The 20,698-nt window shown below is 39.6% G+C and carries 13 protein-coding genes; 10 read left to right on the forward strand and 3 right to left on the reverse strand.

Annotated features, from left to right (window positions below; genetic code table 11):
• Positions 1 to 5 precede the first annotated feature (5 nt).
• The gene (locus tag M899_RS18020; protein ID WP_021272294.1) at positions 6 to 6,074 is read left to right on the forward strand and encodes a tail fiber domain-containing protein; all 6,069 of its coding nucleotides are present in this window, start codon (positions 6 to 8) and stop codon (positions 6,072 to 6,074) included.
• 179 nt (positions 6,075 to 6,253) lie between these two features.
• Entirely contained in the window at positions 6,254 to 11,233 is a 4,980-nt protein-coding gene (locus M899_RS15300; RefSeq protein ID WP_021272333.1) for a tail fiber domain-containing protein, read from the forward strand.
• On the opposite strand, the gene M899_RS15305 is transcribed toward M899_RS15300, so the two are convergent.
• Entirely contained in the window at positions 11,234 to 11,704 is a 471-nt protein-coding gene (locus M899_RS15305) for a hypothetical protein (protein WP_021272436.1), read from the reverse strand. It abuts the gene before it with no gap.
• A 135-nt stretch (positions 11,705 to 11,839) separates the two neighbouring features.
• Positions 11,840 to 12,241 (reverse strand): hypothetical protein, encoded by a 402-nt coding sequence (locus M899_RS15310; protein ID WP_021272356.1) that lies wholly within the window; start codon positions 12,239 to 12,241, stop codon positions 11,840 to 11,842.
• Positions 12,242 to 12,459: 218 nt separating this feature from the next.
• Here M899_RS15310 and M899_RS15315 point away from each other — a divergent pair, with 218 nt between their 5' ends.
• From M899_RS15315 to nqrF, 6 genes are read left to right on the forward strand one after another with little or no spacing between them, the layout of a single operon-like run.
• On the forward strand, positions 12,460 to 13,797 hold the full coding sequence (locus tag M899_RS15315; RefSeq protein ID WP_021272419.1) for a Na(+)-translocating NADH-quinone reductase subunit A: 1,338 nt from the start codon (positions 12,460 to 12,462) through the stop codon (positions 13,795 to 13,797).
• Positions 13,798 to 15,003 (forward strand): NADH:ubiquinone reductase (Na(+)-transporting) subunit B, encoded by a 1,206-nt coding sequence (locus M899_RS15320; RefSeq protein ID WP_021272399.1) that lies wholly within the window; start codon positions 13,798 to 13,800, stop codon positions 15,001 to 15,003.
• A gap of 9 nt (positions 15,004 to 15,012) precedes the next feature.
• On the forward strand, positions 15,013 to 15,825 hold the full coding sequence (locus M899_RS15325) for a Na(+)-translocating NADH-quinone reductase subunit C (RefSeq protein WP_021272295.1): 813 nt from the start codon (positions 15,013 to 15,015) through the stop codon (positions 15,823 to 15,825).
• A complete protein-coding gene (locus M899_RS15330; RefSeq protein ID WP_021272367.1) occupies positions 15,812 to 16,435 on the forward strand; it encodes an NADH:ubiquinone reductase (Na(+)-transporting) subunit D in 624 nt (207 codons plus the stop codon). Before M899_RS15325 ends, M899_RS15330 begins: the two co-directional genes overlap by 14 nt.
• 1 nt (position 16,436) lies before the next feature.
• Positions 16,437 to 17,048, forward strand: a complete 612-nt coding sequence (gene nqrE, locus M899_RS15335; protein WP_021272452.1) for an NADH:ubiquinone reductase (Na(+)-transporting) subunit E — start codon at positions 16,437 to 16,439, stop codon at positions 17,046 to 17,048.
• Positions 17,049 to 17,086: 38 nt separating this feature from the next.
• The gene (nqrF, locus tag M899_RS15340) at positions 17,087 to 18,313 is read left to right on the forward strand and encodes an NADH:ubiquinone reductase (Na(+)-transporting) subunit F (protein ID WP_021272371.1); all 1,227 of its coding nucleotides are present in this window, start codon (positions 17,087 to 17,089) and stop codon (positions 18,311 to 18,313) included.
• A 65-nt stretch (positions 18,314 to 18,378) separates the two neighbouring features.
• Here the strand turns inward: nqrF and M899_RS15345 are convergent, their stop codons facing one another.
• Complete coding sequence (locus tag M899_RS15345; protein ID WP_034729810.1) at positions 18,379 to 19,290, reverse strand: LysR family transcriptional regulator; 912 nt, start codon at positions 19,288 to 19,290, stop codon at positions 18,379 to 18,381.
• 94 nt (positions 19,291 to 19,384) lie between these two features.
• Between M899_RS15345 and M899_RS15350 the strand changes: the two genes are divergently transcribed.
• Both M899_RS15350 and M899_RS15355 read left to right on the forward strand, forming a co-directional pair.
• Entirely contained in the window at positions 19,385 to 19,918 is a 534-nt protein-coding gene (locus tag M899_RS15350) for a YceI family protein (RefSeq protein WP_021272359.1), read from the forward strand.
• Complete coding sequence (locus tag M899_RS15355; protein ID WP_021272447.1) at positions 19,918 to 20,688, forward strand: dioxygenase family protein; 771 nt, start codon at positions 19,918 to 19,920, stop codon at positions 20,686 to 20,688. Before M899_RS15350 ends, M899_RS15355 begins: the two co-directional genes overlap by 1 nt.
• The last annotated feature ends 10 nt before the right edge of the window (positions 20,689 to 20,698 follow it).

Below are 20,698 nucleotides of genomic sequence, written 5' to 3' on the forward strand. Positions count from 1 at the left end.
GCTTTATGTACAGATTTTTAATTCTATTTGTTTTGATGTCATTCAATGGGTTTGCCAGTGAGAGTATCTCTTACTCTGGGCGACTCGTGAATAATTTAGGTGCACCCGTTAGCGGTAGTGTTGATCTAAGATTCACCATTATTACCAATGATGGGAGCGTTGATACTGATTCTTGTGTGATCAATGTATTAAATGCTCCATTGGCCAATGGTGTTTTTAACGTTAGCTTTGATTTTGGTACAACATGTACAGGATCAACAACACTTAGTTCGGTTCTTAGCGCCGCTTTAAAAAATTCTCATAGTGTTTATATTCAAGTCGAAGATGTTACTCACGCAAAAACATATACAAAACAACTTATTAACATGAGTCCTGTTTCTCTTGTCGCTAAAACTGTGGCAGAGAGTGCTCTAAATATTAAAAACTTCAATGCAGATCAGTCGGCCTGTGGCGCTAATAAAGTTTTAAAAACGAAGGCCGATGGATCTTTTGAATGTGCAGATTATGTTGTTGGGGCCGGTGGGACTGTCACTTCTGTTTCGGCCGATCCTGCAAGTGCTATTGTTGTGGCCGGAACATCCACCGATCCAACTATTGGTGTTGCTGTTGATAATACAACCATCGAAGTTAATTCAAACCAACTAAAAATAAAATCTGGGGCCAATGGTTCTGTTCTAATGACAGATGGTAGTGGTGTTGTTAATTGGACAATGTTTGGTACTTGTGCGGCGGGAAGTTCAATTCGTGCAATTAATGCTGATGGAACAGTTGTTTGTGAATCAGATGATGGAGCTAATCTTAGTGCTGGAAATGGAATCAATTCTGTTTCACTTGCAGGCGGAGTTGTGACAATTGATGCTGTCGCAGGCTCTGGTCTTACTTTTACTGCCGGCTCTTTAGATATAAACTCTTCAATCATTCAAAAAAGAGTAAGTGCAAATTGTAGTGCTGGCAATGCCATCAAAACGATAAACGCTGATGGAACAGTTGTTTGTGAAGCGATCCCTGCAGGAGTCACTCCTGGCTCTATCGTAAATGCTGATATTAGTGCGAGCGCGGCCATCGATCAGTCAAAGATAAATAATTTAACAACAGATCTTGCCGCAAAAATGCCTTTAAGTGCACTTTCAACAGATGCAAATCTTGGTTCTAGCGATACCGTTGTTCCTTCTCAGAATGCTGTTAAAAATTATGTTGATGCAAGGGCCTCCCAATGGGGAACAAATATAACAGACATTTATTATGCTGTTGGTAAAGTAGGGATTGGTACAACGACACCTGCAAAACTTCTTCATGTTAATGAAGATACAAATACTCAGGCCATGATTCGTATCGAATCGGATCGCGACGCTGCTGGTGCTTCAACTGCTGTGGTTGAATTTATGGCCCCTTCTTCTCCTGCTTCTGCAGATAAGAAAAATTTTCAAATCATGAATGTTAATGGAGCGACTGAAAACTATCTTGCTATCACATCAAATGATGATGCTATGGTAAGTGCCTCTAAAATTTTGAATATTACTCACTCTGGAAAAGTGGGGATTAATAAAACCAACCCTAGTGAAGCACTCGATGTCCTCGGTAAGGTGAAGGGGACAGAACTTTGTATCGGGGCCGATTGCCGTGCTGTTTGGCCAAGTGCTGGTGGTGGTGGAACTGTGACCTCTGTTTCTGCTGGTGCGGGGCTTACTGGTGGAACAATTACAAGTACGGGAACTCTCGCTGTCGATGTGGGAACAACTGCAGGTAAAATTGTTCAACTTGATGGCACTGGTAAGCTTGCGACAAGTGTTGAAACTGATCCTACTGTATCTGCTTTTGCAAAAACATCACTTCCTACTTGTAGTGTAGGCCAAGTTCTAAAATCTGATGGAACTAGTTTTACTTGTGTAAATGATATTGATACAGATACAGACACTGATACAACTTATACGGCAAGTACAGGACTTTCTCTTGTAGGGACAGCTTTTTCAGTTGCGGCCCAAGGGATTCTTGATACTCATTTAAGTGGTCTTTCTTCTAGTTGTGCCAATGGACAGATCCTTTTAACAAATGGTCTAGGATCATTTTTTTGTGGTGATAGGTTATGGAGTGAGAACTCTGGGAATCTCTTTTTTAGTACAGGTAATGTGACAATAGGTGGAACAACACCTGATGGGAGTTCATTACTAGACTTGCAATCTACGTCTAAAGGTTTTTTACCTCCTCGTATGACAACTGCTCAGCGTGACGCTATTTCATCTCCGGCAGTTGGTCTTATCGTTTTTAATATTACAACAAATAAATTGAATTCTTATAATGGATCTGAATGGGCGGAAATTAGTACAAGTAACAATATTTCGTTTCGCGTTCATCGTAATAATGTCGATCAATCAATCAGTGCCGCAACTAATACTCTCGTAGATTGGACAACTGAAGAGTTTGATACCGCTAATTCTTTTGATCCAGCAACAAATAGATTTCAACCAAATGTTGCAGGGACGTATATTGTAAATTTCAATGTTGGAACGAGTGGATTAGATACTTCAGGCAATCCACATACTTATGCAATTATTTCTAAAAATGGTACTGCTATCGCGAGACAATTCAAATACTCACCAGGTGCAATAGATAATAACGTAATTAGTATCAGTGCTATTGTTCAAATGAATGGGACAACAGATTACTTGGAAACACTTGTTAGTATAAGTTCCGGTCCTTCCCCGCATATTTATGGTTTAACAAACTTTACTTATTTTAGTGGGGCCCTCATTACTGGAAGTGGAGGAACTGGGGGAACGTTAGTTTCCAATTCCGTAACAAGTAATGAAATTGCTGACAATGCTGTGACGACAACTGAAATTGCAGATGGAACTATTACTTCTTCTGATATCGCCGCCAATACTATTTCCGTAGATAATGTAGATTTTGCTTCTTCAAATGGAATTAATATTCCGAGTCTTGCCGCAAATCCAGGTTCGGCGGTTGCTGGTCAAATTTACTTTAACACATCAACTAATAAGCTCATGATTTACAACGGTTCAACATGGAGTGAAATTGGAAGTGGAGCATCTTCAAGTGTTGAGAGCCGTATTGACGTAAAGTATACGGGATCAAGTTTAACGGGATCAGGAACTGTAAACTATACAACTGAAACTTACGACGCCAATAATGAATTTGATCTCACAACAGATCGCTTTACACCTAAGCAGGCCGGTAATTACCTTGTTGTTGTTCAAAACGCTGCTGATGGAATGAGTACTGGTGCCCACCATTATGCTATCATTGCAAAAAATGGGGCCACTCACCATGCTGTGTTTACAAGAACAATTGGTTCAGGCAATGCGGATCAAATTGTTGTAAGTATTGTTCCTATGAATGGTACAACCGATTATATTACAGGGGGCTACAACCTCTCGAGTGGTTATGTTAGTTCATCAACTATGAAAGCGGTTTATCTCAATAGCGGAGGTTCAGGTGCCTTAGCGGCCAATTCTGTTACAACGACAGAAATCACAGATGGAACAATTACGGCCTCTGATATTGCTGACAATGCAATTACTGTTGATAAAATTGATTTTGCTTCTTCGAATGGTATCAATATCCCAAGTCTGGCCAGTGATCCTGCTTCAGGAACTTCTGGGCAAATTTACTATAATACAACCTCTAATAAGATGATGTACTACAATGGTTCTTCGTGGGCAGAAATGGGCACGGGTGCGGCAGGTTCAACTAATTTTGCAAACGTTACTGGTTATACAACCCCAGGTTCCTATACCTATACAGTTCCATCAAATGTAGCCTTTATCAAAGTAACCGTGGCCGGTGGTGGTGGGGGCTCTGGTGTTCCTTACGGTGCTGGTAGCGGTAATGGGGGACCTGGTGGTACTTCTGTCTTTGGTTCTGTGTCTGCATCTGGTGGTACGGGTGGTAGCGAGGCCAATGAAGGTGCAACAGGTGGTTCCGTCGCTCCTGGTAATCCCGGTACCGGTACAGGTGGTGATATTAATATTACTGGTGGTGGTGCCCTTGCTGGTCCACTAAGTGATTATGCAAGTTACTCGGTTTCAATGGGGGGAGCTGGTGGTCTCGCTATTAAGACTTTTGCTGTATCATCATCGCAAACTTATTCAGTAACTGTTGGAGCAGGAGGTTCAGGCTACAGTGGAAGCCGTGCAGGTCTTCCAGGTTATGTCCTTATTGAAGAGTACACTTCAACGGGTGTGGGCGCTGCAGATAATCTTGGGAACCATGTGGTCTCACAAAATTTAGATCTCGATACTTTTAAACTTGTTGGAAATGGTGGAAATGAAGGGATAAGTATTTCCTCAACTGGTAAAGTTGGGATTGGTGTAAGTACTCCCACAGATTCACTTGAAGTCGCGAGTACTGATACTCAAAGTGTTGTAAGAGTTGAGTCTACAGGTGACCAGCTTACAAATTATGCCGCTATTAATTTAACAAATTTTTCAACTGATACAAGTATAGACAGTAGGCTTTTCATGGCCGCCCATGGGAATGATAGGACGATGACTCGTTATGGAATGAGTGTTGCGGGATGGGCCGAGCTCTCGACTATTAATGCGGGTAATGTGAATGGATTAATGATTGGTAACGATAGTGCTAAACCAATTGTTTTCGGTACAAATGATCTTGAAAGAATGCGTGTCACAGAAACAGGAAATGTTGGTATTGGGACAATTGCTCCTTCTGAAAAATTAGAAGTTGCTGGAAATATCAAGGCCAATGGACGTTTAAAAGATTTAGATCACTATTTAAGAACAATTGATATTGCTGATGGCTGGTCCGTAGGGGATTATTTTGAAGTCGTGCAGGCAACTCCAAATTCTGCTGGTGTTTCAAGTATGTGGGAGATTTATGTCTCAGGTACAAGAGGAAATTGGACGGAAGGGCATCTTTATCGTGTGTCCGGTGGTCACTCCGATGCATCTTCTTGGTTAGAAGTTCCCCAGACTGCTGAGAATTCTTATGAAGGGGCATCGAAGTGTTTTACTGTTGATATGAAAGGAAATGGAAATTCACCTCAATTTCGTTTACGTGCAGTTAAAGCAAGTGGGTCATGCGGTATCTCTGGAGTAGCGCTTCCTTTGAATGTTAAAATTAGATCAATTGGAAATAACTCTGCATGGACTGATCTAAGTGGTACCGGCAATGATGTCACTGTTACAGCGAAGAAATCTCAAGGTCTCAATTGGTCACTTTATACAGGTAAACCTGTAGACGTTTCAGGCGTGCTTGCCTTACATGCAAATAGTACAGGGCAAGTGGGAGTCGGAACAGATAACCCTGCTTCTAAACTTACTGTTAATGGTGATATCACATCAATAGGGGGAAGTTTAATTCTACAAAGACCTGTTACAGGTGGTGGATGGGCAAGAGGGATGATGTATACACCTGATGGAAGTGTGAACCCAACAGCTGATGGACTTGTTGGAATCGGTGTCTATGGAACAGGTACCACTCAGTCATCAATTTTCTTAACACACGGATCGTCACCATGGTCCTCTCCTACAGGAATGCACATATTCTCTAACGGTAATGTGGCCATTGGTATGGGATCTGCATCGTATAAATTACACGTCAACGGAGCTGTCGCGGGAAATTCTGCCTTTGTGAATACATCAGACGAGCGCTATAAAAAAGATATTCATACAATCGAAAGTGCGAGTGAGAAAATTAAAAAACTAAAAGGAGTGGAGTTCGTGTGGAGAAACGATGAATTCCCGAATAAAGAATTCAAAGTAGGACAAGATATTGGTGTGATTGCTCAAAATGTTCTTTCTGTTTTTCCCGAAGCGGTAGAAGTTGACGATGATGGTTATTACTCAGTTGCTTATTCAAAATTAGTGGCACCACTTATTGAAGCTTTTAAGGAATTAGATCAAAACCAAACGATGCAAAAAACAATGATTAATGGCATGAGTGAGACAGTTCAAAAACATGATGTTGAAATCAATGCTTTGAAAACTGAGTTGTCAAAGCAGGCCAATACAATCGACGATCTTAAAGAAGAAAACCGTCAATTAAAAGAGGCCATCTGCTCTATAAATGATTCTCTGGCGTTATGTCGAAAATAGGATATAACGCCTTAAATGACTGGCATTTTCATTTAATCTTCACAATTTGATCTTGAAATTTGAATCAAATTTTCAGTTACTTATGGGCCTTATCTGAATAAATAAACATTTAAGCTAACATACCGATAAAATAGGTGCAGTTAAGAGTTTTTAGCTTTAATTGCAGTACGTTGGTGGTTATGTTTAAAGTCATTTTTCTATTATTTTCGTTTTCAACTTTTGGGTCCCAGAATATTTCTTATTCTGGTCGTCTTGTGCAAAGTAATGGCGCTCCCATTTCTGGCCCCGTTGATTTAACTCTTGATATTATTGTAAATGATGGTGCTAGTGATAATGTTCAATGTACTATCAATGTTACGAATGTTTCATTGAGTAATGGTGTTTTCAATGTTGAACTAGATTATGCAACAACATGTGCTTCTAATTCTAAAACTCTCGCTACAGTTTTAAGCGATAGCGCGAAAGCATCTCACACGAATTATATTCAAATCACTGATCAAACAAACTCAAAAGTTTATACAAAACAAAAAATTAGCAACACTCCCACAGCACTAGTTTCACTCTATGCAAATAGTGTTGTTAATGGAGCGATTTCTCAACAATCACTTTTAGGAGTAAGTGCAAACTGCACCGCCGGGCAAGTATTAAAAACAAATGCCGATGGTAGTTTCTATTGTGCTAATGATTTGAGTGGTGCGGGAACAATTACAGGGGTAAATGCGAACGCTCCCTTGTCTGCGAGTGCAGGACCCAACGTTACATTATCTCTTGCCGCTGCAGATGCTTCAACAGATGGTTATCTGAGCTCAACAGATTGGAATACTTTTAATAGCAAAGTTGGTCTTCCTTCTGGTGGTAATACTACTCACTATTTGAAAGGTGATAACTCTTGGGCAACTCTTGCAACCGAAGTTGAGGCGATTGCCCTTTCTTCATTTTCACCAGTTAATAGTGCCGTTACAACAGGAGATACTATTAAAGGGGCCCTTGAAAAACTTCAAGGACAAATTTCTCAAGTGACTTCGAGTATGCCAAGTTCAACGGATGACCTTCCTCAAGGTTCAACTAATTTATACTATAGTGCGACTGCCGCCAGAGCAGATCTTATTGCAAATGCGATTAACGATAATGAACTCACAAAAGCTCCTAACGGCGAAGCCGTATATGAGGCGATGGCCTTAAAACAAAATCAAATTACTCAAAGTGATGCTATAGTTCCAGGGCGTGTCCAAGTAAGCATGCAAAATGGGATCACAGTACTTCCTTATGGAACAAATGTTGGTGAGACGGGGGAAGTTCAGTTTAAAGAACTTATTTCTAATGGTGCAGATTATGTGGGATTGAAAGCTCCAGATGCTCTGGCATCAAGCTTTGTTCTAACTCTTCCAAATACCCAAGGTAACTCTGGTGAGGTTTTAACAAATAATGGTTCTGGAGTTCTTGGTTGGAGTACTTTAAGTGGTGGCTCCCTTGCTCCTGATTCAGTAAATTCATCGAAGATTGTTGATGGCTCTATTGTAAATGCAGATATCAATGCTAGTGCTGCAATTGATGCAACAAAACTTGCTAGTGGGAGTGTTGATAATACAGAACTCTCTTACTTAAATGGAGTGACTTCTGCAATTCAAACGCAAATTGATAGTAAGGTTGCAAAAACCACAACAATAAATGGAAAGGCCCTTTCTGCAAACGTAACATTGGTAACTACTGATGTGGCAGAAGGAACAAATTTATATTTCACAGACGCAAGAGCAAAGGCCTCTGCTGTAGCAGATAGCATTAGTGATGCCGTAACGAATGTGGCGCCTTCACAAAATGCTGTTTTCGATGCCCTTGCACTTAAAGCAAATGCTTCGGCCCTTCCAAATTATGTAGCGAAGGCCGATCTTACAAATTGTACGGCCGCCGATAAAAAATTGTCTTGGAACGGAACAAGTTGGAGTTGTGATTCTCTAGTTTCATTGAGTGGAGATGTCACAGGGGCGATAAATTCAAATACTGTCGTGGCACTTCAAGGAAGAGCTGTTAATAGTGGGGCACCAAGTTCAAATGATGTGCTTACTTGGAACGGGAGTGCGTGGGCCCCATTGGCCGTCCCATCAAGTGCTGATAATTTAGGTAATCATACAGCTACTCAGAATATTAATCTTGCAAGCTCTAAACTCGTTGGTAATGGTGGGACAGAGGGGCTGTCTATTGCGGCAAACGGAAATATCGGTGTGTCTACATCTGGTGCCCTCGATAAATTGACGGTTTCAAACTCTTTTAGAATAAGAAGTGCTGCCCAAAACAATTTTATGGCCCCGAGTACAAGTACTACAGAGGACTTTAGGATTTTCATACAAGATGATGCGAACAATGGTAATCCCTACGGTACTGGTAATAATTCTGCCATCATTTTTGAAAACCAAGATTTAAATAACCCTGCACCTGACGACAGTATGTACTTTGTGAACACGGGTAACGATAATCTTCCAAAAATTGCCATGGCCATAAAAGGTGATGGTAAAATTGGTATCGGGAAAGCTGCTCCTACAGAAATTTTGGATGTTAATGGCAATGTTAAGGCCACGGGATTTATAGGTGATGGTTCTGGGCTAACAAACGTTAGTGCTTCTAATACCAGCAATATTGTTTCAACAACGATTGGGGCCGATTCAGATACAAATGGAACTGGTGAGATCATTTTTCAAACGGGATCAACCGCTAAGATGACAATTAAAAATGATGGCAAAATCGGCATTGGAACTTCTGCACCTGTCGATGACTTCACCATCAAAAAAGATGGCAGTACTATCCGCCTTGAATCTTCTACTGAGAATATCGCAAATTCGAGTAGTATCGTTTTTGCTGAAAATGCATCACAAGATCACTTCACACTTCGCTACGATGGCGATGCTGCTCAACAGGGCAGTGGTGCACTAAAATTCAACGCCAATGGTGTTGGTGATGTTATGTCTATTACTCGCTCTGGTCGAGTGGGGATTGGTACATCTGATCCTGCCTACCCGTTAGAAGTTCAATCTTCTTCAGGTTTAGCTTTTTCTCTTTATCGCCCTGTGAATACTTTAAACAACGCTTCAGGAACGATCTTCTCCCTAAATAATTCTGCCGGAACTAAGAAAGATTACGCCAGGATATTCGGTGGCATCCAAGACAATACGGCAAGCGCTGAAAAAGGTTTTCTGTCTTTCAATGTTGCCGATGGTTCAGGGACTTGGGGAATTGGATACGAACAAGAAAAAATGCGACTCACTTCAGAAGGCTACCTTGGTCTAGGAACATCAACTCCTGAGCGCGCTCTTCATATTGCTGGAACTGGCGGTGTGAACGATGATGTATTAATTGACTCTAATAATGACAATACTGCTTCTTCTTTACTTGCTTTAAGAAAATCTCGTGGTACTGCGAGTGCTCCAACTCAAGCACTCACAAATGATATCATTGGTCTTGTGTCTTTTAGAGGACACGATGGCACTGCTTATACTAATGTCGCTGACATTCGCTCAATTGCTGAGTCCGATTTGGGGACAGCACCATCGGGACGACTTGATTTTCTTACTCGAAATGCTGCTGGTACTCTTGCCGAGCGTATGACAATAAAAGGTGAAGGAGATATTGGTATTGGTGTGACTTCACCAACTGAAAAATTTCACGTTGCTGGAAATGGACTTTTTAGAGGGACTACTCCTAAGTTAAAAGTTCAAGAGTCAAACCACGCTGCAGGTATTTCAGAAATTCAAGTCGGTCAAAGTGATTGGTACGGTTCACTTCAATATAATTCGGCCACAGATGTTTTTTCAATCGATACTTACAATAACGGAACAGTTACAGGAACTGGTGGAATTCATATCAAACACACTAGTGGCAATGTGGGTATTGGGACACAGGCTGCATCAGAACTTTTGGATGTTAATGGAAATGTGAAAATTACTGGGGATTTAAAAATGTCTGGTAGTGATAGTTATATTTGGACTAACGGAACAGGAACTGGTTATACAGGTATTTATGATCAGGCCAATTCGAAAGTTCTTTTATATACTTCTGAAACAAATGGCCACGTTGGTGTGGGTACCGCGACACCAAACTCTAAGTTAACAGTGAACTCAAACGTTTTTACAAATGCACCTCTCAATCATGCAGAAGGGGGACTTCTTGTTATTAATGGCAATGATTTTGGTGGTATTGGTCTTCTTGATAGAGACGGTAACAGTGCAACGACAAACGATTATAGTACGGTCCTATTTTACGGCGATGATTTAGGTGAAGACCTTCACTTATCTCATTGGCGCTCAGGGGCGAGTGCCTTTAGACATGATGTGACGATTAAGGGTGAAACAGGAAAAGTTGGATTTGGGACCACAAACCCTGAATCAATTATTCACGTGGTCGGTGGAGCTCCTTATTTAACTTGGGAAGAAACAGATACGACTCAAAAATTTTACACCGGTGTGGATGGAGCTGGTTGGTGGATTCGACAGGGCACTACTGCAAACCCAGATATTTTCACTGTTAAAAATACTGGCTTCATTGGTATCAACGATTCCACTCCTTCAGCGGCCTTAACTGTTGGGGGAAATATCGCCGCAAGTGGTTGGGTTGGAGCTGGTTGTGAAGGTGCCTGTAGTACAGATGCCTATGTCATTAATTATGCCGATGGTAGAATTCATACCTACGATGGTAGCTCTGCAGTTTGTTCAAAGGCCGGTGGTGCTTCGACATTTACTTGTTCATCAGATGAGCGCTTAAAAAATACTGTTGAAGATTTCACTGACGGTTTAAATTATGTCCTTCAATTACGACCAAGAACATATTATTGGAATAATGATGATAAAAATATTTTACAATATGGATTTATCGCTCAAGAAGTTCAAAAAGTAATTCCTCACGCAGTGAGTGAACAAGAGCGACCAGAAGGTGTTTTTCTTGGCCTTGATCAAGGGGCATTCACTCCGTATATTATTAACGCCATTCATGATCTCGATGCTAAAATTGAGAATAATAGGGCGATGATGAAGGCCATGAGTGAAGGTGTTGTTCTTGAGAACTCTCGAAAAATTGCTAGTCTTGAAAAAGAAGTTGATGACTTGAAAAAAGAAAATCAGGCCATGAAAGAAGCGCTATGCTCAATCAAGCCTGATTTGAAGATCTGCGAATAATTATTTCTTTAAAAATTCATAAACTGTCACTTCTGGTTGTGGATCGTGACAGATATCGTACTTATAAACTTGTACAGCATAGAATTTTGTAATTGTTGTCTCGATAGGATCGTGAGCAACATATGGTTTTTCATAGTTGAATTCAATGTGGAATTCTACTTTTTCATATTCGTCACAATAAGAAATATTCTTCATTGTTTGAGTTTCAACAATCCCTTTGTAGTCAACATTTAGACTTTGTCTTGTAATATCTTTTGCTACAATTGTAAGTGGGATAGTCACAACTTTATCACCATATAGAATTGTCGCTTCATCTTTGCTGAAATTTACTGATTTGATTTTAACTTCGATTTCTTTTGGAAATTTAAAAGAGTCATCATTTGATTGTGATGTGAACTCTTTTGTTGAATAAAATGTGTCTGCCATTGTTAATTGTGAAAATGTCACTAGTACGGCCAATAAAAATTTCATGTGTAACTCCCTCGATTAATTCTAGGGCCGTTATGCATTAACAATTAAAAAACTGTAAAGTTAGGATCGTGTTTGGATTTAATTTGGTGTGGCAATTTTGAAAATAGGGCCGGTGAAGGCCCTATTTATTTTCAATTAGAGGCAAGCTTCTTTATCTAAAACCTCTGTTTTAATTTGAAGGTGTGATTTTGTTGTAACTTCCTTGCTCCAGTAAGCTCCAAGGAATTCATCACCACCAACTTCAATATGAATTGGAGCTGGCATTTCAAAAAGTTGAGACAAAACATTTTCAGCTTTTGGATAGCTTATCTTGACACACAGTGGCTCTAACGTTGTGTTTTGCACAAATAGGTGGCGGCCAACAACAGTTTTTCCCCACTTGATAGATTTAACGTAAAAATGAAGGCCTTTTGTTTCTTTTAAAGTTAGCTTCATATCGCTAAATTCAATTGGTGGATTAAATAAAACTTGGTCACCAATTGCTAGTGTTGGTGCCGAGCATAATAGCAATGCAGTCAATGCAAATAGGCGTTTCATGTCTCTCTCCTTAAGAAGTGTGTTCATCTATTAATCCAGAAGTTTTACGGCCCGTCAATGGATGTTATTTGATTTAAGAAATGATGTTGCAACGCAAATTTTTGGCCGAGTATTTTATTCAAATTGATTAGTTACATATCTGCAATCTTCTGCTATCGTTTCCCTCAAAAGTATTTAATTTTTTATTAATAATAACGTTAACGGGATTGAGTAGCGCTATGACTCACATCAAAAAAGGATTGGACCTCCCGATTAGTGGAGCTCCGTCACAAAAAGTTGAAGCTGCTGCCTCTGTAAAGAAGGTAGCTCTTGTTGGTGCTGACTACGTAGGTATGAAACCATCTATGAAAGTCAGTGTTGGTGATGCGGTTAAAGTAGGAACGCCTTTGTTCGAATGTAAAAAGAACCCAGGTCTAGTTTTTACATCTCCTGCAGCTGGTAAAGTTGTTGAGATTAACCGTGGTGAAAGAAGGGTTTTCCAATCAATTGTGATCGAAGTTTCTGGCAACGATCAGGTTGAATTTGAAAACTACAAAGGAAAGGCCGTTTCTGGTTTAAACGGTGAAGAAGTTAAAGCGCTTTTAAATGAAGCTGGACTTTTCACTGCCATCAGAAGAAGACCGTTCTCTACAGTTGCAAGACTAGACGAGGCACCTTCTGCGGTTTTTGTTACAGCTATGGATACAAATCCACTTGCTGCTGATCCTGAAGTTGTTCTTGCTGGACACGAGGAAGATTTCCAAGCAGGTTTAGAAGTTGTTTCTAAACTTACTACTGGTAAGACTTACCTTTGTAAGAAAGCTGGAGCAAAAATTCCTACAACTTCAAATGTTGTTGTTAAAGAATTTTCTGGAAAGCACCCTGCAGGTAACGTAGGAACTCACATTCACTTTGTTGAACCAGTTTCTGCTAAAAAGTTTGTATGGCACGTAGGTTACCAAGATGTAGTTGCTATCGGTAAGCTTTTCAAAACTGGAAAAGTTTCTAACGAAAGAGTAATTGCTATTGCTGGTCCACACGCTAAGAACCCGAGACTTGTGAAAACAACTATTGGTGCTTGTCTATGCGAACTAACTAAAGAGGAAGCTCTTGGTGGTGAAGTTCGTATTGTTTCAGGTTCAGTTCTTAACGGTAGAAAATCAGAAAATCCATTTTGCTACCTTGGAAGATTTCACAATCAAGTAACTATTCTTGAAGAAGATAGAGAAAGAGAATTCCTAGGATGGCATGCTCCTGGTTTTGATAAATTTTCAATTAAAAGAACATACCTTTCTTGGTTTACTCCAAGTAAGAAATTCGATCTAACAACTAAGCTTCATGGTTCTGAAAGAGCGATGGTTCCAGTTGGAATGTTCGAAACTGTTATGCCTCTTGATATTCTTCCAACTCAACTTCTAAGAGCTGTTGTTACAAATGATACTGATTATGCAGTAGAACTTGGAGCTCTAGAGCTTGATGAAGAGGATTTAGCACTTTGTACTTTTGCCTCTCCAGGTAAAGTAGACTTTGGTGCAGCTCTAAGAGAAAACTTAACAATTATTGAGAAGGAAGGGTAAATGAAATTTCTAAGAAATATCCTAGATGCTCAACACCACCACTTTGCTAAGGGTGGGAAGCTTGAGAAGCTATACCCGATCTATGAAATGGTTGATACGTTCATCTACACACCTTCAGATGTTACTAAAGGCAGTGTACACGTAAGAGACGGTCTAGATCTTAAACGTTTAATGGTTACAGTTGCTATGGCACTTGTACCATGTATTTTAATGGCCTGTTTCAATACAGGTTACCAAGCAAACAAAGCTCTTGCAGCGATGGGTGCTACATCTGTAGAAGGTTGGAGAGGAGCTGTAATGGCCATGCTTGGTCTTGCGCTTGATCCAACAAACTTAGTTTCTAACTTTGTTCACGGTTTCCTATACTTCTTTCCAGTATTCCTTGTAACAAATCTTGCAGGTGGATTTTGGGAAGTGATTTTCTCGACTGTTAGAGGTCACGAAATCAACGAAGGTTTCCTTGTAACAGGTCTTCTTTTCCCACTAACTCTTCCTCCGTCAATTCCTCTATGGCAAGTTGCTATCGGGATTTCTTTCGGTGTTGTTATTGGTAAAGAGATTTTCGGTGGAACTGGTAAAAACTTTCTTAACCCAGCACTTACAGCTCGTGCCTTCCTTTTCTTTGCATACCCTGCACAGATTTCTGGGGACGCTGTATGGACGGCCGTAGACGGTTTCACTGGAGCAACTGCTCTTGGTCAAGCTGCTCTTGGTGGAGTTCAGGCGATTTCTGTTTCTTGGTGGGACAGCTTCATCGGTCTAATTCCAGGTTCAATGGGTGAGACTTCAGCTCTTGCATGTCTTCTTGGTGCCGCTCTTCTGATTTATACAGGAATCGGTTCATGGAGAATTATGCTTTCAATGACAGTTTCACTAATTGTTTTCTCAAAACTTCTAAACATCATTGGTTCAACTACTAACCCAATGTTCGCAATGGGACCTGAGTGGCACCTTGTTATCGGTGGTTTTGCCTTCGGTACAGTGTTCATGGCAACAGATCCAGTATCTGCTTCTATGACTCAACTTGGTCACTGGTTCTATGGGGCCCTAATCGGTTTCATGGTTGTTCTAGTTCGTGTTATTAACCCTGCATTCCCAGAAGGGACAATGCTAGCAATTCTATTTGGTAACGTTTTTGCGCCACTAATCGACTACTTCGTTGTGAACGCAAATATCAAAAGAAGAGCTAAGAGAGCACAGGCGTAGGAGGAAACAATGGGTAATGATAGTACAACAAAAACTCTTATCGTTGCGACTCTTCTTTGTGTAGTGTGCTCGGTACTAGTTTCTGGAGCTGCTGTTTCATTGAAACCAGCTCAAGATTTAAATAAAGTTTTGGATATCAAGAAAAACCTTCTTCTTGCTTCAGGTCTTGCTACTGATGTTAGCAAAATGACAGCGAAAGAAGTTGAAGAGAAGTTCCAAGTTGTTGAGACAAAAGTTGTAGATCTTTCTACTGGTGAATATGTAGATATGGACCCTGAGTCTTATGATGCCGTTAAAGCTGCTAAAACTCCTGGTCAAAACTACAAGATTGATTCTAAAAAAGATATCGCACACATCAAAACTCGTGCGAAACTTTCTAAGGTTTACCTAGTAAAAGAAAATAATGAAGTTTCAATGATCGTTCTTCCTGTTAACGGAAAAGGTCTTTGGTCAACTCTTTATGGTTTCTTAGCACTTGCACCTGATACTACAACAGTTAAAGGTCTTGGATTCTACCAACACGGAGAAACTCCGGGTCTAGGTGGAGAGATTGATAATCCTAACTGGAAAAAACTATGGATTGGTAAGACAGCTCTTGATGCTGCTTTCGAACCAGTAATCAAAGTTATTAAAGGTTCTGTTAATCCAGCTTCAGCAAATGCTAATAGCGAAATTGACGGACTTTCTGGTGCGACTTTGACAAGTAATGGTGTTACAGGACTAGTTCACTACTGGTTAGGTAACGACGCTTTTGGACCATTCCTTGCTAAGTTTAGAGCTACAACTTCAAATGGAGAAGGAGTTCAAGATGAGCAAAATTAAGGAAGTATTATTTAAACCACTTTTTGATAACAACCCAATTGCTCTACAAATTCTTGGTATTTGTTCTGCGCTTGCGGTTACAACGAAGCTTGAGTCTGTAGTTGTTATGGCCATGGCCGTAACACTTGTTACAGCTTTCTCTAACTTCTTCGTATCACTACTTAGAAACCATATCCCTTCAAGCATTCGTATCATCGTTCAGATGATCGTTATTGCTTCACTTGTTATCGTTACGGATCAGTTGCTTAAAGCTTTCGTATATGATGTTGCTAAGTCAATGTCAGTTTACGTAGGTCTAATCATCACGAACTGTATCGTTATGGGTCGTGCAGAAGGTTACGCTATGAAAAATGGTCCTGTACTATCTTTCCTAGACGGTATTGGTAATGGTCTTGGTTACTCTTTAGTTCTTATTTTTGTAGGTATTTTTAGAGAATTAATCGGATCAGGTAAATTATTTGGTATTTCAATTCTACCTCTTACTTCAGAAGGTGGATGGTACCAAGCTAACGGTATGGCACTACTTTCTCCAAGTGCGTTCTTCCTAATTGGTTTCTTCATTTGGGGTATTAGAACTTGGAAAAAAGATCAAGTAGAGAAGGGGAACTAAGATGGTTGAGCACTATTTAAGTTTATTTATTAAGTCTGTATTTATTGAAAACCTTGCTCTTTCATTCTTCTTAGGGATGTGTACATTTATCGCCGTTTCTAAGAAAGTTAAAACAGCAATTGGTCTTGGTGTAGCAGTTGTAGTTGTTCAGTCTATTACAGTTCCTGTTAACAACCTTCTATACACTTATTTATTAAAAGATAACGCTCTTCAATGGGCCGGTATCCAAGGTGTAGACCTATCTTTCTTAGGTCTAATTTCTTATATCGGTGTTATTGCGGCGATCGTTCAAATTCTAGAGATGGTATTAGATAAGTTTTTCCCTGCACTTTACTCTGCTCTAGGGATCTTCCTGCCACTGATCACAGTTAACTGTGCCATCATGGGGGGATCTCTATTCATGGTTGAGCGTGACTATAACTTTGCTGAGTCTGTTGTTTACGGAGTTGGTTCAGGTTTTGGTTGGGCCCTTGCTATTGCAGCCCTTGCAGGTATTAGAGAAAAAATGAAATACAGTGATGTTCCAGAAGGTCTTAGAGGTCTTGGGATTACTTTCATTACTGTAGGTCTAATGGCCCTTGGATTCCTGTCTTTTTCAGGTATCCAACTTTAAGAGTTTAACGGTTTAACAAGTTAAAAAGAGAGTTATAAATGGACAATTTAATTCTTCTTGGGGTTTTGATGTTTACGGCCGTGGTACTTGCCCTGGTTGTTATCATTCTTTTCGCCAAGTCTAGACTTGTAAGCTCAGGTGATGTGAAGCTTACAATTAACGGTGAGAAAGTTGTTTCTGTACCAGCTGGTGGGAAACTTCTAAACGTTCTTGCTGACCAAAAGCTATTCGTATCTTCTGCCTGTGGTGGTGGTGGTACTTGTGGTCAGTGTAAAGTAAATGTTCTAAGTGGTGGTGGTGAAATTCTTGAAACAGAACTTTCACACATCTCTAAAAAAGAAGCTCGTGAAGGGTGTCGTCTTTCTTGCCAGGTTTCTGTTAAGAACGACATGGACATTCACGTTCACGAAGAAGTTTTTGGTGTTAAAAAGTGGAAGTGTAAAGTTATTTCAAATAATAACGTTGCTACTTTCATTAAAGAATTCAAACTTGCTCTACCTGAAGGCGAAGTTGTTCCTTTCAGAGCGGGTGGTTTTATTCAAATTGAAAGACCTGCTGGTCTAACAATTAACTACAAAGACTTTGATGTAGAAGAAGAATATAGAGAAGATTGGGATAAATTCAATCTTTGGAAATATACTTCTCATGTTGAAGACGAAACAATTCGTGCATACTCGATGGCAAACTACCCAGAAGAGTACGGTATTATTATGCTAAACGTACGTATTGCTTCACCTCCTCCAAGACAAGACCATTTACCTCCAGGTAAAATGTCTTCTTATATTTTTAGCCTTAAAGCTGGAGATGAAGTTACTATTTCTGGTCCATTTGGTGAGTTCTTTGCTCGCGATACTGACAAAGAAATGGTTTTCGTTGGTGGTGGTGCTGGTATGGCGCCTATGCGTTCACACATCTTCGACCAATTTAAGAGACTACACACTAAGAGAAAAGTTTCTTTCTGGTATGGTGCTCGTTCTGTTAGAGAAATGTTCTATGTTGAAGATTTTGATGGCATCCAAGCTGCAAATGATAACTTCAAGTGGCACGTTGCTCTTTCTGATGCTCTACCAAGTGACAACTGGACTGGTTACACAGGTTTCATCCACAATGTTCTTCATGATGAATACCTTAAAGATCACCCAGCTCCAGAAGATTGTGAGTACTACCTATGTGGACCTCCAATCATGAACAAATGTGTTATCGAAATGCTTCTATCTCTAGGTGTAGAGAGAGAAGATATCATGCTTGATGATTTCGGGGGCTAATCGCCAATATATTTGTCAAAAATATGTTTATAATAGAGAAGGGACCAATTTTTTTGGTCCCTTTTTTATTTCACACAAAAAGAATTTCTCGTATTTTCAAAAACAAAATCCATAAACTCGCGAACTCGCTTAGGGAGATTTTTACTCGGCGGGAAAACTAAGTTGATAGGAGAAGGAGTCTTATCGATAGGAGTTAGAACCTGTTCTAGTTCTTTATTAATTCTTTCTTTTATGCAGAAAAAATCAGGTAGAATTCCAATTCCCATATCTGATTTGGTGTAGCTTAGAATTTGTAAAAAGCTATTTGTATATAGACTTGCAGTCAAGGCGCTTCCTTTGGCCTTGCTCTCCATCATATCAGCAAAGACATCAACACCTTGTTCATTTTTAAATGTGATCAGTCTATGATCTTTTAGTTCATGGAACGATTTTGGGCGGCCATATGTCTTAAGATAATTTGGTGAGGCCATAAGAACTAGCGAGACTTGGCCTAGCCTTTTTTGTTTGTAGCTAGAGTCACTTGCTTGCCCAATTCTAAAGGCGACATCTATTTTATCGGCAACAAGATCTACAAAGCGATTAGTAAAAAGACATTCGAAGATAATATTAGGATAGAGCTCATTGAATTTTAAAATAAGAGGGGCGACTATATTATGGCCAAAGTCCTCGGCCGCCGTGATGCGAATAACCCCACTCATATTATCTTCTTCACTTTGAATATCATCGAGTTCACTTTGTAGCTGAAAAATGAGTACCTTTGTCTTTTCAAAGAGTGCTTCACCGGCCTTCGTGAGCTGAATTTGGCGTGTTGTGCGCAGTAAAAGCTGAACCCCAAGCTCATCTTCTAAGGATGTAATAGCACGGCTAATACGGGATTTGGGGGCCTTAAAATAGCGAGCAGCTTGGGTAAAACTGCCTAATTCCGATACTTTACAGAATATTCTAATGAGGTTGAGATCGATCATAATTTGTTCCATTTTTGCAATTATAAGTTCTATTATAGTCCTCTTTTGAAACAATCGCAAATTAGCGATAATGAGTTTAACAATAAAACAAATGGGGAGATTCCAAATGAAAAAATTTATTACAGTACTAGCTCTATTATCATTAAACGCTTTTTCAGCAGACGTTGACTTGGCACAAAGTTCATTTAACTGGAAAGGTACAAAAGTTACTGGTGAGCACGTTGGTGGACTTAAATTAAAAAGTGCTTCATTAGAAGTTGACAAAGATCTAATTAAAAGTGGAGAGTTTGTAATTGATATGAACACTCTTTCTGTTACTGATCTTCAAGGTGAGTGGGCAGATAAATTCTTAGGTCACATTAAAAATGAAGATTTCTTTGATGTAGGCAAGTTTCCAACTTCGAAGTTAAAAATTACAAGTGCGACTAAAGATGTAGTGAAGGGTGATTTAACAATCAAAGGTAAAACACAACCAGTTTCAATTAAGTTCAAAAAAGAAGGTAAGGCCTATGTTGGGAAACTTGTTTTCGATAGAACGAAGTTTGATATGGTTTATGGTTCAGGCGACTTCTTTAAAAATCTTGGCGACAAAATGATCCATAATGATGTTGCTGTAGACTTTAAAGTTGTTGTGAAGTAATGAAATCTCAAAATGTCATGCCCGTGGTTTTCCTCGGGCATGGTTCTCCACTTTCTGCATTCGAAAATAATATCTTTACTCAGTCATGGCAAGAACTTGGAAAAAATCTAGAAACACCAAAAGGGATTATTATTTTATCTGCCCATTGGTATACAGATGATTTAAGAGTTACTGCTAGCAAAGATTTAAAAACCATTTACGATTTTTATGGCTTTCCAGACTTCATGTATGAGTATGATTATCAAGGTAAAAGTGATGAAGAGCTCATTCAAAAAGTTGCAACTCTTACGGGAGCAAAAAAAGATTATGAATGGGGATTGGATCATGGTGCTTGGTGCTTACTAAAGCATATGTATCCAAAGAGTAATGTACCAGTTGTTCAAGTTTCTATCTCTAAAAATATGAGTATTGGAGATTATAGGACGTTGGCCATGAATCTTTCTAAGTTAAGAAAAGAAGGGGTTCTGATTATTGGAAGTGGAAATATTACTCATAATTTAAGAAATCTCGATCGTTCGAACTCAGGTATTGTCTTTGATTGGGCCATTAATTATGAGAACAAGATAAAGGCCATATTTGACTCTGGTGATGATAATGTTCTTCAGGAACTGTTGCAAAGTGAGGAAACTAAAGTGGCCCACTCTGGTATTGATCATCTAATTCCTGCACTTATTTGCTCTTTCTTTAGGGAAGATGGAGAAAATTATTACTATTTTAATGAATCAATCGTTATGGGGTCACTCTCAATGACCAGTTTCTATCTGAAATGAGATAATAGTA

This window comes from Bacteriovorax sp. BSW11_IV (assembly GCF_000447755.1).
Lineage (GTDB): Bacteria > Bdellovibrionota > Bacteriovoracia > Bacteriovoracales > Bacteriovoracaceae > BSW11-IV.

What these genes read in the sequence shown, in the direction of transcription:
- M899_RS15300 (WP_021272333.1), top strand. Translation starts at nt 6,254, where the DNA reads ATGTTTAAAGTCATTTTTCTATTATTTTCGTTTTCAACTTTTGGGTCC.
- M899_RS15315 (WP_021272419.1), top strand. Translation starts at nt 12,460, where the DNA reads ATGACTCACATCAAAAAAGGATTGGACCTCCCGATTAGTGGAGCTCCG.
- nqrF (WP_021272371.1), top strand. Translation starts at nt 17,087, where the DNA reads ATGGACAATTTAATTCTTCTTGGGGTTTTGATGTTTACGGCCGTGGTA.
- M899_RS18020 (WP_021272294.1), top strand. Translation starts at nt 6, where the DNA reads ATGTACAGATTTTTAATTCTATTTGTTTTGATGTCATTCAATGGGTTT.
- M899_RS15355 (WP_021272447.1), top strand. Translation starts at nt 19,918, where the DNA reads ATGAAATCTCAAAATGTCATGCCCGTGGTTTTCCTCGGGCATGGTTCT.
- M899_RS15305 (WP_021272436.1), bottom strand. Translation starts at nt 11,704, where the DNA reads ATGAAATTTTTATTGGCCGTACTAGTGACATTTTCACAATTAACAATG.
- M899_RS15320 (WP_021272399.1), top strand. Translation starts at nt 13,798, where the DNA reads ATGAAATTTCTAAGAAATATCCTAGATGCTCAACACCACCACTTTGCT.
- M899_RS15325 (WP_021272295.1), top strand. Translation starts at nt 15,013, where the DNA reads ATGGGTAATGATAGTACAACAAAAACTCTTATCGTTGCGACTCTTCTT.
- M899_RS15350 (WP_021272359.1), top strand. Translation starts at nt 19,385, where the DNA reads ATGAAAAAATTTATTACAGTACTAGCTCTATTATCATTAAACGCTTTT.
- nqrE (WP_021272452.1), top strand. Translation starts at nt 16,437, where the DNA reads ATGGTTGAGCACTATTTAAGTTTATTTATTAAGTCTGTATTTATTGAA.
- M899_RS15345 (WP_034729810.1), bottom strand. Translation starts at nt 19,290, where the DNA reads ATGGAACAAATTATGATCGATCTCAACCTCATTAGAATATTCTGTAAA.
- M899_RS15330 (WP_021272367.1), top strand. Translation starts at nt 15,812, where the DNA reads ATGAGCAAAATTAAGGAAGTATTATTTAAACCACTTTTTGATAACAAC.
- M899_RS15310 (WP_021272356.1), bottom strand. Translation starts at nt 12,241, where the DNA reads ATGAAACGCCTATTTGCATTGACTGCATTGCTATTATGCTCGGCACCA.